The organism is Streptomyces sp. NBC_00310, assembly GCF_036208085.1.
In the GTDB taxonomy this organism is placed as follows: Bacteria; Actinomycetota; Actinomycetes; order Streptomycetales; family Streptomycetaceae; genus Streptomyces.
This window is the reverse complement of record NZ_CP130714.1, coordinates 4622629-4636530: the sequence shown is the minus strand read 5'-3', so window position 1 is coordinate 4636530 and position 13902 is coordinate 4622629. Positions and strand designations below refer to the sequence as shown.

Genomic DNA, 13902 nt, shown 5'->3' with positions numbered 1-13902 from the left:
GGGGCGCGTACGCTCGCGGCGTGCTTGATACGACGCCGTTGACCCGTGCCGTGGACCATTTCGCCGACCGGTTGCGGGCGGCTCCGCAGAGCCGGCTGCAGCGGGGCGCCGCCGCGGAGGCGCTGGCCCTGGCCAGGGAGTTGGCACTGCGTGCCCAGCGGCTGGAGTCCCCGGAAGGGCCTCTGCACGAGATGCCGGACGTGGGGATGTTCGCGGCGGCTGATCAGGTTACGGTCGCCGGAAACGATCTCGCGCTGGTTCTGGGCGACGAGGGGGAGCTGGCGGAGGCTGTGGGGCTGGTGGAGGAGGCTCAGCGGAGGGCCGCGGTCTGAGATCGGGTGCCCATGAGCTCGGGGAGCGTGGTGATCGGGCGGCTGCGGGTGCGTGGCGGCTGATCGGGCGATTCCCCGCGCCCCCGAAGGGCGCGGCTGCCCTTCATCGGCAGTCGAGAACGGCCTGCGGCACATGGCCCTGCGGCACACGGCCTGCGGCACACGGCCCTACAGCGACGCGATCACCCTGTCCGCCAGGATGTAGACCATGTCGTCGCCGCACTGGAACGTGAGGGTGTAGGCGCCGGAGATGCCCGAGCCGCCGAGGAGGACGGGGGTGTCGCCGGTGTGGAGGGCGCCGGCGAGGCGTTCGGCGGTTTCGCGGTGGCCGGGGGTCATGCACAGGGTGGTGCCGTCGGCGAAGACGTAGACATCGAGGGTGCCGAGGGGGCCCGGGCGGACGTCGGTCAGCTCGGTGCGGGACGCGGCGAGGTCCTCCAGGCAGGCGACCGTGCGCTCGTGGTCGTTGGTGACAGGTGACTGCACCGGCACGAAATCGGGGTGCGAGGGGTGACGGCGGCGGGCCGCTGCCAGCTCCGCGGACTCCCCGGCGAACTCGTCGCCCTCCAGGCTCGGCTCGATCACCGGCTCCAGGTGCTCCAGACCCGCGAAATCGGACTGCCGGGGCAGGAACAGCTCACTGTCGGGCAGTCCCAGCAGGGACGGCGTGTCCGAGACGTCACGGGACTCCTGGGCGGCCCAGAACGCCCGCGCCTCGGCCAGCTCACGCTCCCGCTCCTCGGCGAGCGCCTCGGCGACGGCGGCGCGTATCTCCTCCGTGTCGGAGGCCGGACGGGCGGCCGGTACCAGGGCGCGCGGCCCGGCGGCCCGGCTCTCGGCCAGCTCGGTGCGCAAGGCGGCGACCTGTCGGCGCAGCCCCGAGAGGGTGCGCAGGACGGCGACGCCCACGGCGGCGGTGGCGGCCGTGGCGAGCAGCAAGGCGATCGGCATGGCGCTCACTGACGTACTCCCGGTTCAAAGTCGACCCCCGACTTCCTACATCAGCTTGAAGGGCGGACTAACCAGCTGTCAGTGCGTAACGTCACGAAACGGGCAGGAATCTGGTCCCGATGTTTGGTGGTGAAACGGCTCTGAGCTGCGTAAATCGCTCTCCGGCGGGAGATAGGTCACATCCTGGGGGAGATTGGATCACAAAACGGCCCGGAGCCCCGCAGAATCCGGGACTCCGGGCCACAGCATCACGGTGCGCGTCCGTACGGTCACGGCTCCGCGCGGGTGTGCTCGGTCAGCTGAGGCGCTCGATGACCATCGCCATGCCCTGGCCGCCGCCGACGCACATCGTCTCCAGGCCGAACTGCTTGTCGTGGAACTGGAGGGAATTGATGAGCGTGCCGGTGATGCGGGCGCCGGTCATGCCGAAGGGGTGGCCGACGGCGATGGCGCCGCCGTTCACGTTCAGCTTGTCCAGCGGGATGTCCAGGTCGCGGTAGGAGGGGATCACCTGGGCGGCGAAGGCCTCGTTGATCTCGAACAGGTCGATGTCGTCGACGGTGAGGCCCGCGCGGGACAGGGCCTGCTTCGACGCCTCGACGGGGCCGTAGCCCATGATCTCGGGGGAGAGGCCGGAGACGCCCGTCGAGACGATCCGGGCGAGCGGGGTCAGACCCAGCTCGCGGGCCTTCGTGTCGGACATGATCACGAGGGCGGCGGCGCCGTCGTTCAGCGGGCAGCAGTTGCCGGCGGTGACCAGGCCGTCCTCGCGGAAGACCGGCTTCAGGCCCTGCACGGCCTCCAGGGTGACGCCCGCGCGCGGACCGTCGTCCTTGGCGACGACCGTGCCGTCGGGCAGCGTCACGGGGGTGATCTCGCGCTCCCAGAAGCCCTTCTTGATGGCTTCCTCGGCGAGGTTCTGCGAGCGGACACCGAACTCGTCCATGTCCTGCCGGGTCACGCCCCACTGGCGGGCCAGGTTCTCGGCGGTCTGCCCCATCGCGATGTAGGGGTCGGGGAGCAGGCCGTCCTCGCGCGGGTCGTGCCAGGAGGCGCCCACCGACTTGGAGACGGCCTCCGTGCGGGCCTCGGCGTCGGCGAAGAGGGGGTTGCGGGCGGTGGGGATGTCGCTCGTGCCGCGCGCGGTGCTGCTGACGACCTCCACACCGGCCGAGATGAAGACATCGCCCTCGCCGGCCTTGATGGCGTGCAGGGCCATGCGGGACGTCTGCAGCGAGGAGGAACAGTAACGGGTGACCGTGCAGCCCGGCAGGTGGTCCATGCCCAGCTGGACGGCGACGATACGGCCCAGGTTGTGGCCCTGCTCGCCGCCGGGGAGGCCGCAGCCGAGCATCAGGTCGTCGATGTCCCTCGGGTCCAGCTCGGGGACCTTCGCGAGGGCGGCCCCGACGATCGTGGCGGTCAGGTCGTCGGGGCGCAGGTCCTTCAGCGAGCCCTTGAAAGCGCGGCCGATGGGGGAGCGGGCGGCTGAGACGATCACGGCTTCGGGCATCACGGCTCCATTGGCATGCGACGGAAAGCAGGGCTGTGGGGGAAGTTACCCGTACGTATGGTCAGGGTCACGGTATGGCGGGTGTGACTCCGGCCGCACTTTTCTAAGCGCTTGCTTTTTGGTGGGAGCGCCTCATGACTCGGGGGTGCGGGTGGTGTGGCGGGTGCGGGGCCGGTGGGGGCTGGTCGCGCAGTTCCCCGCGCCCCTGAAAAGCAGGGGCTGCGCCCCATGCTTTTCGGCCCACCGGTCCGTCGTCTGCCAGGCCTCCCGGTCGTCGTCTTGCAGGCCCACCGGTCCGTCGTCTGCCAGGCCTCCCGGCCCGTCGCCTTCCAGGCCTCTGGCCGACGTTGCCAGACCTACCGGCCCGTCGTCTGCCAGGCCTCGCGGCCGTCGTCTGCCAGACCTACCGGTCCGTCGTCTTCCAGGCCCGTAGGGGCCTGGTCTTTCAGGGGCGCGGGGAACTGCGCGACCAGCCCCCACCGGGCCCGCGGTCGTCAACGCACAGGTACTCCCGAGTCACTAGGCGCCCGGCTGCGCCTCCGCGGCGGCGCTGGGGGCCGGGTCCGGCACCGGCACCCGACGCCGACGCCGCCTCTTCAGCAGAGCCCAAGGCCCACGCGGCCCCGTAGGCATCGCGGCCGTCACCTCGGTGCCGGCCTCGGACGCGGCCTCGGCGGCGGCGCGGGCCACCGGCAGGAACCCCTCGCGGCGGCTGACGTCCGGCCGCTCCTCCTCCGCCGGCCACAGGCCCAGCGCCGCGCACACCGTCGGCAGGACGGCCATCGCCGCTGTCGCGTACCCCTCCGCGGAGGGGTGGTAGTTGTCGGGGCCGAACAGCTCGCGGGGGTTCTGCTCGAACTCGGGGCCGAGGAGGTCGCCCAGCGACACGGTGCGGCCGCCCTGTTCGACGGTTCCGATCGTCTGGGCGGCCGCCAGTTGCCGTGAGGCCCGGCGGGCGAGCCAGCGCAACGGTTGTTGCACGGGCTCGATCGTGCCGAGGTCGGGACAGGTGCCCACCACCACCTCGGCCCCGGCGGTCCGCAGCCGCCGCACGGCCGCGGAGAGGTGACGGACCGAGCGGGTCGGAGGCATCCGGTGGGTCACGTCGTTCGCGCCGATCATGATCACGCAGACGTCGGGGACCTGGGCCGGGTCCTCCAGGACCAGGGCCACCTGCCGGTCGAGGTCGTCCGACTGGGCGCCCGGCAGCGCGACGTTGCGCAGCCGCACCGGGCGCTCGGCCACCGCCGCGAGCCCCGCGGCGATGAGGGCGCCCGGGGTCTGCCGGGACCGGGTGACACCCTGACCGGCGGCCGTGGAGTCGCCGAGCATGACGAGCCGGAGCGGGGGATCGTCGGGGGCGTCGTACGCGTTGCCGTACGAGCTGTACGGGCGGCCGTACCGGCTGCCGTACGCGCGTCCGTACAGGCCCTCGGCGCTCGGCGGATGCGGGCTGTGCCCGTTGCCCACGACCCGCTTGGCCATCCGTACCTCGGCCAGCAGCACACCCATGGCAGCCGCACCGACCAGCCCGATGCCACCACCGCCGTACGCCGCACCCGCCGCGATGCGCCGGGCCACCCTCGCCCTAGACATGCTCGACATCCGTCGCCGCCACCTCCTCGTACCCGTACACCCACTCATTGCCCCGTACCGGCCCTCGGCCAATCCCGACGGCAGGTGAACAGGGAGAGGAAGAGTGAGGGCGGGGCTTAGGCTGGCGGAACATCACGACATCCCTTTTTTGCGGCTCCGGAGACAACGGTGCGATTCCACGACTCGATGATCAGCCTCGTCGGCAACACCCCGCTACTGAGGCTCAACAGCGTGACCGAGGGCATCCAGGCGACCGTCCTGGCCAAGGTCGAATACTTCAATCCCGGCGGCTCCGTGAAGGACCGCATCGCCCTGCGCATGATCGAGGCGGCGGAGAAGAGCGGCGAGCTGCTGCCCGGCGGCACGATCGTCGAGCCCACCAGCGGAAACACGGGCGTGGGGCTGGCCATCGTGGCCCAGCAGAAGGGGTACAAGTGCATCTTCGTGTGCCCCGACAAGGTGAGCACCGACAAGATCAACGTGCTTCGGGCCTACGGGGCCGAGGTCGTCGTCTGCCCGACGGCCGTCGACCCCGAGCACCCGGACTCGTACTACAACGTGTCCGACCGGCTGGTCCGCGAGACGCCCGGCGCCTGGAAGCCGGACCAGTACTCCAACCCCAACAACCCGCTCTCCCACTACCACTCGACCGGCCCTGAGCTGTGGGAGCAGACGGACGGGCGGATCACGCACTTCGTGGCCGGCGTGGGGACCGGCGGGACCATCTCCGGCACCGGCCGCTACCTGAAGGACGCCAGTGACGGTCGCGTCCAGGTCATCGGTGCCGACCCCGAGGGGTCCGTGTACTCCGGCGGCTCCGGGCGGCCGTACCTCGTCGAGGGCGTCGGCGAGGACTTCTGGCCGACCGCCTACGACCGGACCGTCGCCGACGAGATCGTCGCCGTGTCCGACAAGGACTCCTTCCAGATGACCCGTCGGCTGGCCAAGGAGGAGGGCCTGCTGGTCGGCGGCTCCTGCGGGATGGCCGTGGTCGCCGCGCTGAAGGTCGCCGAGCGGCTCGGCCCGGACGACGTGGTCGTCGTACTGCTGCCCGACAGCGGGCGCGGCTACCTCAGCAAGATCTTCAACGACGAGTGGATGGCCGACTACGGCTTCCTGGAGGACGAGGGGCCCAGCGCGCGCGTCGGCGACGTCCTCAGCCACAAGGTGCACGGCGCCATCCCCTCCCTCGTCCACATGCACCCGGACGAGACGGTCGGTCAGGCGATCGAGGTGCTCCGCGAGTACGGCGTCTCGCAGATGCCGATCGTGAAGCCGGGCGCCGGACACCCGGACGTCATGGCCGCCGAGGTCGTCGGCTCCGTCGTCGAACGGGAGCTGCTGGACGCCCTGTTCACCCAGCGCGCCTCGCTCGACGACCCGCTGGAGAAGCACATGTCGGCGCCGCTGCCGCAGGTCGGCTCCGGTGAGCCGGTCGGTGACCTGATGTCCGTGCTCGGCAGGGCGGACGCGGCGATCGTGCTCGTCGAGGGCAAGCCGACGGGTGTCGTCAGCCGGCAGGACCTGCTCGCGTTCCTCGCCAAGGGCGGTGCCGGGCAGTAAAGCGCCCGCTTCGGTGACAAAAGAGCCGCAAAGGGCCCTTCGCGTCGAAGATTTGCCCGGCTCGGGGGTTTGACTTCGCAGAAGTGGTACGAGCGCGTCACGTCCGCGCAGCACCCGCTTAACACGGGTCCGGCACATTAGTGGGTGTCGGCAGGGCGGGAGCGGCTCCCCGCCCCGGCCGACAACCAAAACGGCGCCAAGGACCTCCGGAGCGGCTCCCGGACCTCCATGGACGCCAAGGACGCGTAAGCCCGGTCCTGACCCGGCCCGCGTCCCTCGCGGGGACCGCCGTCGTCCCGCCCCCCGTCACACGGGGGTGCGGCGGTCCCCGCGCATATTTCCTCTGCTTCTTCCGGGAACCTCGCCGGGGTCACTCTGTCCAGTCCGAGTCCCCGCCCTTGCCCCGGCGTCGCCCCAGGGTCGGTGAACCCCGCAGGGCCCACGCCACGTTCACGCCCACGATGCCCGCCCAGGTCACGAACAGGCCGGGGAGCTCGGCCACACCTCCGCCGATGCCGGAGAGCGGGATGGCGACGACGAGGGAGACGACGCCGAAGCCGTAGCGTTCGCCCCAGGTGTCCGTGGACTTGTCGGGGGAGCGGCTGCCCCGGGCCACCACCATCTGCTGCTCGGCGACCTGACGCCGGACCCGCCGGTCCACCGCGCCGTCGATGCGCTGGTCGACCTTCTCCAGGAAGGAGTCGACGAGCGCGGACTCGTAGTCCTCGCCCAGCTCTCTGCGGGCGTGCAGGGTGGCGGCGAGTTCCTTCTTCAGCTCCGTGTCCCCGAGCTGTGCGTCACGGGCATCCATACCGGTCATGCTGTTCACGGTAGGGAGCCGGTGGCCGCCTGGCACTGGGGTTAGCCCCCCTGTTCGCGCACCGGCTTCCCCCGGCCGCGGTGCCCGCCCGGTCGTCCCGGCCGTTGCGCTCGCCCGGTTGCGAACGACCGGGCAGTGGTCGATCAGCGGTGACGTCGAGCTCTATCGCTTTGCCGACGACGGACGCATCCACCACATCGACGTCTATTACAAGGACGCAGAGGCGGTTGCCGAGCTCGCCTCCCCGTCAGCCTCCGATCCGTCGGACTCCGGTGTTGCGGCGGGAACCTCCTGACCGGCCGTGTCGGGTCCCTCGGCGACCCAGCTCAGCAGCATCCCGAGGGCCTCGGCCGTCGGTGAGCCGGGCCGCGGCAGGTAGGTGAGCAGTGAGCGGTCGGGACGTGCGGGCACGGTCAGCACGTGGTAGTCGAACTCGAGCGCGCCGACGAGCGGGTGCACGATACGGGCGACGCCCAGCCGCTTCTCCCGTACGTCACCGGTCGCCCACAGCCGCCGAAACGGCTCGCTGCGGATGGCAAGCTCACCGACCAGCGCGGCCAGCTTGGCGTCGTCGGGGCGGCGCCCGGTGAGCAGGCGCAGCTGGGCCACGGTCTCGGTGGCGATGGCCTCCCAGTTCGAGTACCGGGCTCGGGCCTCGGGGTGCAGGAAGAGCTCGCGTGCCGCGTTGCGGGGCTGGGGCATGCGGCTCACCGCGAACACGGCCTCGGCCGCGGCGTTGGCCGCCACGATGTCGAGGCGGGCGCCGAGGAGCACGGCGGGCGTGTCCCCCATGGCTTCCAGCAGCCGCACCAGCGGCTCGTCGGGTACGGCTCCCGATACCCGTTGCGTGGCTCTCGCCCCGGCGCCGGCTCGGCTGGAGCGAACCAGGTTGCGCAGGTGTTCGGTCTCGACGTCGGAGAGGGAGAGTGCCTGCGCGACGGCATGGAGTACCTGGTCGGAGACGTGTGCGGTACGCCCCTGCTCCAGGCGTTGGTAGTAGTCGGGGCTGATGCCGGCGAGCAGGGCGACCTCCTCGCGTCGCAGCCCCGGTACCCGCCGCCGGGTGAGAGTGGGGGGCAGCCCCGCCTGTTCGGGCGTGATGCGCTCGCGTCGGGTGCGCAGGAACCCACCGATGGTCGTCTCCACCCGATCGACGCTACGCCGGTCACGGCAGCCCTGCCTGGCCCTGCTGGACCCAGGTAGGAGCGGACCTTCCTCGAACCTCACCGGCAGGCCACCGTCGGACCTGCGACTTCCATCGGGGAGGCGTGGAGAGGAAGACAGGACAGATACGTGCAGCAGTAGTTCGAGAGGCCGGCGGCCCCGAGGCGATCGAGATCATCGACGTGGCGACACCCGAACCGGGGCCCGGAGAGGTCCTGGTCAAGGTGGCCGGCGCCACGGTCAACTTCGCCGACGTCATGGTGCGCATGGGGCTCAACGTCCAGTACGGCGCGACCGCGGCGCGCGCAGTTCGGCCTCGGCACGGATGTGGCCGGCACGGTCGCCGCGCTCGGCGAGGGTGTCACCAGGTTCGCCGTCGGGGACGCCGTCCTTGGTACTCAGGAGCGACTGGACCGCCCGTTGGGCACGCAGGCCCAGTACGTCGTACTGGAAGACGGGGAACTCGCCCCCGCGCCGAGTGGAACAGACCTGGTGCACCTGGCCACGGTCGGGCTGAACGCCACCACCGCCGACCAGGCGCTGGACGCGCTGGCCCTGGAGCCGGGTCAGTGGCTGCTGGTGTCGGGCGCCGCCGGCGGGGTGGGACTCTTCACGGTGGAACTCGCGCGGCTGCGCGGCCTGCGCGTGATCGCCCAGGCCGGACCGGCCGACGAGAAGCTCGTCCTGGAGGCCGGAGCGCAGCTTTTCGTCTCGCGCGACGACGACCTGGTGCCCACGGTGCGCCGACTGGTGCCCGGCGGTGTGGACGGCGCGGTCGACGCGGCCAACCTGGCCGCCGGGGCGGCGGACGCCGTGCGGCACGGCGGTGCGTTCGTGTCGCTGCTCAACTCCGCGCCCATGGCGCGTCGCCAGGTGCGCATGACCAACATGGCGTGGCACACCGACGCGGAGCGCCTGGCCAAACTGGCGGCCTACGCGGGCGCCGGCCTGATCAGCCTGCGGGTGGCCAGAACCTATCCGCTGGAGCAGATCGCGCAGGCCCACCAGGCACTCGCCGAGGGCGGGCTCCGCGGCCGGATCGTCCTGGTCCCCGACCATGAGTGAGACGAGCCCGGTCGCGAAGAAGCGATTCGAGGGGCGCACGGTGGTCGTCACCGGGGGCGCCACCGGCCTGGGACTCGGCGCCGCCGAACGTTTCGTCGCCGAGGGCGCCACCGTCTACCTGGTCGGCCGCCGGCAGCCCGAGCTCGACGCCGCGGTCGCCCGGCTGGGTCCTGCCGCGGTCGCGGTCCGCGCCGACGTGACCGTCAACGACGATCTCGACCGGCTCTACGCCACGCTCGCCGAGCGCGACGGACAGGTGGACGTGGTGGTCGCCAACGCGGGCGCACCGTCATTCGGCACCATCGACAGCTACACGGGCGAAGAGCTCGACGCGTCCTACGCCCTCAACCTGCGAGGCGTGGCGTTCACCGTTCAGAAGGCGTTGCCGTTGATGCCGGAGGGCGGATCGATCGTCCTGGTGAGCTCCATCGAGGGGGAGCGGGGCAGCCCCGGTCTCGGGGCCTACGCCGCCATGAAGGCCGCCCAGCAGTCCATGGCCCGTACCTGGGCCAACGAGCTGCGCGAGCGACGCATCCGGGTCAACGCCATCAGTCCCGGCGTGGTCTGTCACCGGGTCGACGAGCGGTGCCGCGTTCTCGACGTCTGCGGGCTCCTCTGCCCGATCCTCCCGAGAGGCCGCGGTCCACAGCCAGGCGGCAGCAACACCGCGGTCCCGCGTCCACCGACTTGGGCGCCGTCCCGTTCCAGAGCCGGGATGCGTCGGCGCACTCGTGGTGCGGGGCGGCGCCTGTCGTGGTGGGCGCGGTCCACGAGGGCTGGTCCGGCGGCGTCAGTGGGCGTCGGGTTCGATGGCGTTGGCCGCGGCACCCGGGCCCGTTCGGGCGAGGCGGACCATGGCGCGGTAGAGGGTGGTGGGCGCCGGGGCTTCGGGCAGCGGGGGGATCGGTGCCCCGGAGGTGGCGTAGGAGCGGATCATGTGACCGACGAGACGATGCCAGGTGTCGGGGGCGGCGTCGCCCGTGGCGGCGATGACGCCGGCGTTGGCCATTTGCAGGATGACGAGGTCTTCCGGGACGAAGTCCTCGCGGAGGTGTCCGGTGTCGCGGGCGCGGGCGATGAGTTCGAGGAACCCGTTGTACGACTCGGAGCGGCGGGCCTCCAGCGCTTTTGCGGTGGGGAAGGTCATGGTCAGGACGTCGGCGAAGCCGCGGTCGGCGGCCTGCATGGCGCAGACGGCGTGGATGTAGCCGGTGAAGCCGTGCCAGGGGTCGGGGTCGGCGAGTGCCTCGGCGACAGCGTCGGCATAGGCGTCCATGCGGTCGGCGAAGACCGCGTTGATGAGCTCCTCCCGGGTGGCGAAGCGCCGGCCGAGCGTGGCTTTGCCGACTCCGGCCTCGCGGGCGACGGAGGCCATGGAGACACCGAGCCCTTCGGTGGCGTAGAGGCGGCGGGCGGCGGCCAGGATGAGGTCGCGGTTGCGTTCGGCGTCGGCGCGCAGTCTCGTGTCGGGCTGCTGGTCCGAGGTCTGGTCGGACGGTGCGGAGGTCATTCACCCATTGTATCTAAGTGGGCCGGGCGGCCCGATTCTGTTGTACGCTGGGCAACGGAGGAACCGGGAAGGTCGTACCACTTATGGAGAGGTCTTCCGCTGACCTGACTCAGGACGACGACAAGGGCCAGGACGTCACCGGCCACACCATCATGGCCGACCCAGACCCAGACCCAGACGCCCGGATCCTGGCCTCCCTGGCCGAGCAGGTCGCCTCCGGCGCGCTGCGGGTAGCGGCCGCCTTCGGCACCGGCACCCCGGGCGAGATCGCCATCTCCTGCTCCTGACCCACGCCCAACGGAAGAGGAACGACCGTGCCCACCCTTGCCATCGTCGGCGCCGGCCCCGGTATGGGCCTGGCCATCGCCCGCACCTTCGGCAGCCGCGGCTTCGACGTCGCCCTGATCGCCCGCACCAAGGACAAGCTCCGGACACTCGTCGACCAGCTGCGCCAGGAAGGCATCACCGCCGCCGCGTTCACCGCCGACGTCCTGGACAGGCCCTCCCTGACCGCCGCCCTGGACGCCGTGAAGGCCCGCTTCGGCGGCATCGACGTACTGGAGTACTCGCCGGCCCCGCACTCCCCGGTGCCCGGCCTCACCCTGGCCGCCCCCTCTGAGGCCACGGTGGATGACCTGCAGCCGCAGATCGAGTACGTCTTCTACGGCGCCGTCGCCGCGACCCACGCGGTGCTGCCCACGATGCGCGAGGCCGGCGCCGGCACCCTGCTGTTCACGACTGGCGGCGGTTCGGTGGATCCCCTTCCCATGCTCGGCAACGTCAACGCCGCCGGGGCCGCTCTGCGCAACTGGGTCATCAACCTGAACAAGGAGCTGGCCGGCAGCGGTGTGCATGCCGCGCACGTGGCGATCAACGTCTGGATCGGCGGGGGCGGCCCGGAGGGCTTCCCGACCGCCACGCCCGAGCAGATCGCCCCCCTGTACTGGGACTTGCACGAACACCGCGACCGCCCCGAGGCCGTCTTCAACGCCTGACCGGCCGGTCCATCCCGCTCCTGGGCCAGGGCATCCGCTCCCTCCCCACCGGTCCCCGTCCCCACCGGTCCCCGTCCCCACCCTGTCCCCCTCCCCGTAAGGAATCCGTACGTGAACGTCTTCCTGTGGATCGTGCAGGCCCTGCTTGCCGCCATGTTCGCCATGGCGGGCGTCATGAAGTCCACCCAGCCCAAGGACAAGCTGGCCGAGAAGCTGCCCTGGGCGGCCGACCTCTCCCAGGGCACCGTCCGCCTCATCGGCATCGTGGAGTTCGCCGCCGCCCTCGGGCTGATCCTGCCCGCGGCCACCGGCATAGCCCCCGTACTGACCCCGTTGGCCGCGACCGGCCTGGTCGTGGTGATGGTGCTGGCCGCGATCACCCACGCCCGCCGCAAGGAACCCGGCGCGATCGCCTTCAACGCCGCCCTGTTGATCCTGGCCGCCCTGGTGGCCTGGGGACGCTTCGGCCCCTACAGCTTCTGACTCCCCGCCGCCCCCTGCGCCTTCTGACTCCCGCCGCCCCCTACAGCTCCTGACTCCCCGCCGCCCCTTACGGCTTCTGGCCCCCACCGCGAAGGATCCCCCTGATGCGTGTCACCGTCCTCGGCGCGACCGGTGCCATCGGCCGCCTCGTCGTCCAGCGGCTCCTGGACGACGGCCACCAGGTCACCGCCCTGGTCCGCACCCCCGCGAAACTCACCCTCACCCACTCCCAACTCACGCTCGTCACCGGGCAGTTGTCCGACTGCGACGCCGTCGAGCAGGCCGTCGGCGGCGCCGACGCGGTCATCAGCGCGCTCGGCCCGTCCCTGAAGCGGTCCACCACCGGCACCCAGGTGACTGACGGAACCCGCATCGTCGTGCAGATCATGCAGGCGCAGAAGGTGACCCGCTTCATCGGCCTGGCCACACCCTCGCTCGCCGACCCGAAGGACAAGCCGCACTGGAAGCACAAGGTGCTGCCCGTCGCGGCCGGGCTGATGTTCCCCAACGCGCTGGCCGAGCTGAAGGGCATGACCGAGGCCGTCACCTCCTCCGGCCTCGACTACACGATCGCCCGCATCACCAACCCGACGGACAAGCCCGCCACGGGCCGCATCCGCTCCGGCTTCCTCGGCCACGACAAGGTCGGCTCCGCCATGAGCCGCGCCGACATCGCCGCGTTCCTCGTCTCCCAGCTCACCGACACCCGCTATCGGCGGGCCATGCCCGCCATCAGCAACTGACCCAGGACCGATCCGCCATGACCTTCGAACTCGGCGTCTACTCCTTCGGCAACACCCCACGCCTCGCGGACGGCAGCCGCGGCCCCACCGCCCAGGCCATCCGCGACGTGCTGGAGGCCATCAAGCTCGCCGACGAGGTGGGACTGGACTTCTTCGGGGTGGGCGAACACCACACGCGGGCGATGCCGCTGTCCTCGCCCACCTCCGTGGTCAACGCCGCCGCGGCCCGCACCCAACGGATCAAGCTCGGCACCACGGTCACCGTCCTGTCGACCGACGACCCGATCCGGGTGTTCCAGCAGCTCGCGACCGCCGCGTCCCTCGCCCCCGGACGCGTCGAAGCCGTCGCCGGACGCGGATCATCCACGATCACGTTCCCGCTGTTCGACCACGACGAGCACGACTACGACATGCTGTACGCCTCCAAACTCGCCCTGCTGACGGCGGTCAACGCCGGCGAGAACGTCACCTGGAACGGCCCCCACCGCACACGGCCGTTGGAGGGTGTCACCGCCTTCCCCCGCCCCGAGGAGCCGCTGAAGATCTGGCTGGGCACCGGCGGCAGCCCGGACTCGGTGCACCGCGCCGTAGAGTCGGGGCTGCCGATGTTCCTCGGCGTCCTCGGCGGCACCCCCGAGCACTGGGCGCACTACGGGCACGCCTACCGCGCCGCCTGGGCCCAGGCCGGCCACCCCGCCGAGCAGGCCGACATCGCGGTCGCCGTGCACGGATTCGTCGCAGAGTCCGCCGCCCAGGCCCGGTCCACGTACCTGGAACACGAGCACCGCATGATGGCCGAAGGCAGCGCCGAACTGGGCCGCCCGTCCCCATCCCGAGCTGACCGCGCCGCGAACTACGGCTCCGACGGCATGGTGTTCGTCGGCAGCCCCGACGAGATCGCCGACCGCATCCTCCACCTGCACGGGCTGCTCGGTCACACCCGCCAGATCCTGCAGATGGACGTCGGCGGTATGCCGCAGCGCGACTTCCTGCGCGCCATCGAACTGCTCGGCACGAAAGTGCTCCCCCAGATCCGCGTCGAACTGTAGTGGCCGCGCCGCGCCGGTATGGGCCAGCGTGTCGGCGCGTCAACGGCGCGGCGCTCCAAGCCTGTCGGTGGGCCCACCACGCCCCCGTGAGTTCGCCGTCCGTGATGTAGGGCCAGGC

14 protein-coding genes and 1 pseudogene are annotated in these 13902 nt (G+C 71.4%); 9 read left to right on the top strand and 6 right to left on the bottom strand.

All coding sequences use genetic code 11. The annotated features are described in order from the left end of the window. Window positions 1–20 precede the first annotated feature (20 nt). Entirely contained in the window at window positions 21–332 is a 312-nt protein-coding gene (locus tag OG202_RS20255) for a hypothetical protein (RefSeq protein WP_326582289.1), read from the top strand. A gap of 168 nt (window positions 333–500) precedes the next feature. Here the strand turns inward: OG202_RS20255 and OG202_RS20250 are convergent, their stop codons facing one another. The 3 genes from OG202_RS20250 to OG202_RS20240 all read right to left on the bottom strand — a co-directional run bounded on the left by OG202_RS20250 (window position 501) and on the right by OG202_RS20240 (window position 4401). Next, a complete protein-coding gene (locus tag OG202_RS20250) occupies window positions 501–1283 on the bottom strand; it encodes a hypothetical protein (protein WP_326585793.1) in 783 nt (260 codons plus the stop codon). A 295-nt stretch (window positions 1284–1578) separates the two neighbouring features. Continuing rightward, on the bottom strand, window positions 1579–2796 hold the full coding sequence (locus OG202_RS20245; RefSeq protein ID WP_326582290.1) for an acetyl-CoA C-acetyltransferase: 1218 nt from the start codon (window positions 2794–2796) through the stop codon (window positions 1579–1581). Window positions 2797–3315: 519 nt separating this feature from the next. Next, on the bottom strand, window positions 3316–4401 hold the full coding sequence (locus OG202_RS20240; RefSeq protein WP_327729377.1) for an SGNH/GDSL hydrolase family protein: 1086 nt from the start codon (window positions 4399–4401) through the stop codon (window positions 3316–3318). Window positions 4402–4560: 159 nt separating this feature from the next. Here OG202_RS20240 and OG202_RS20235 point away from each other — a divergent pair, with 159 nt between their 5' ends. After that, window positions 4561–5955, top strand: coding sequence for a cystathionine beta-synthase (locus OG202_RS20235; protein ID WP_326582292.1), 1395 nt, complete (start codon window positions 4561–4563; stop codon window positions 5953–5955). Between the two features lie 370 nt (window positions 5956–6325). Here the strand turns inward: OG202_RS20235 and OG202_RS20230 are convergent, their stop codons facing one another. Beyond that, a complete protein-coding gene (locus OG202_RS20230; protein WP_326582293.1) occupies window positions 6326–6775 on the bottom strand; it encodes a hypothetical protein in 450 nt (149 codons plus the stop codon). 207 nt (window positions 6776–6982) lie between these two features. Next, window positions 6983–7921 carry a helix-turn-helix transcriptional regulator gene (locus OG202_RS20225; RefSeq protein ID WP_328223242.1) on the bottom strand — a complete coding sequence of 313 codons (939 nt, stop codon included), beginning with the start codon at window positions 7919–7921 and terminating at the stop codon, window positions 6983–6985. A 345-nt stretch (window positions 7922–8266) separates the two neighbouring features. Here OG202_RS20225 and OG202_RS20220 point away from each other — a divergent pair, with 345 nt between their 5' ends. Both OG202_RS20220 and OG202_RS46540 read left to right on the top strand, forming a co-directional pair. Then, window positions 8267–9004 carry an NADP-dependent oxidoreductase gene (locus tag OG202_RS20220; RefSeq protein WP_327729380.1) on the top strand — a complete coding sequence of 246 codons (738 nt, stop codon included), beginning with the start codon at window positions 8267–8269 and terminating at the stop codon, window positions 9002–9004. Then, a pseudogene (locus tag OG202_RS46540) lies at window positions 8997–9566 on the top strand (SDR family NAD(P)-dependent oxidoreductase); the annotation flags it as partial. The gene OG202_RS20220 and the pseudogene OG202_RS46540, both read left to right, overlap by 8 nt. Before the next feature lie 228 nt (window positions 9567–9794). Here the strand turns inward: OG202_RS46540 and OG202_RS20215 are convergent. Beyond that, a complete protein-coding gene (locus OG202_RS20215; RefSeq protein ID WP_328223241.1) occupies window positions 9795–10514 on the bottom strand; it encodes a TetR/AcrR family transcriptional regulator in 720 nt (239 codons plus the stop codon). A gap of 83 nt (window positions 10515–10597) precedes the next feature. On the opposite strand from OG202_RS20215, the gene OG202_RS20210 reads away from it, so the two are divergent. From OG202_RS20210 to OG202_RS20190, 5 genes are all read left to right on the top strand, one after another. Further along, entirely contained in the window at window positions 10598–10801 is a 204-nt protein-coding gene (locus tag OG202_RS20210) for a hypothetical protein (protein WP_328223240.1), read from the top strand. A 27-nt stretch (window positions 10802–10828) separates the two neighbouring features. Next, complete coding sequence (locus OG202_RS20205; RefSeq protein WP_328223239.1) at window positions 10829–11509, top strand: SDR family NAD(P)-dependent oxidoreductase; 681 nt, start codon at window positions 10829–10831, stop codon at window positions 11507–11509. Window positions 11510–11620: 111 nt separating this feature from the next. Next, window positions 11621–11992: a DoxX family protein gene (locus OG202_RS20200; protein ID WP_326582297.1), complete on the top strand. Its 372-nt coding sequence runs from the start codon at window positions 11621–11623 to the stop codon at window positions 11990–11992. 104 nt (window positions 11993–12096) lie between these two features. Further along, complete coding sequence (locus OG202_RS20195; RefSeq protein WP_327729384.1) at window positions 12097–12735, top strand: NAD(P)-dependent oxidoreductase; 639 nt, start codon at window positions 12097–12099, stop codon at window positions 12733–12735. Window positions 12736–12752: 17 nt separating this feature from the next. Next, window positions 12753–13784 carry an LLM class flavin-dependent oxidoreductase gene (locus tag OG202_RS20190; RefSeq protein ID WP_328223237.1) on the top strand — a complete coding sequence of 344 codons (1032 nt, stop codon included), beginning with the start codon at window positions 12753–12755 and terminating at the stop codon, window positions 13782–13784. The last annotated feature ends 118 nt before the right edge of the window (window positions 13785–13902 follow it).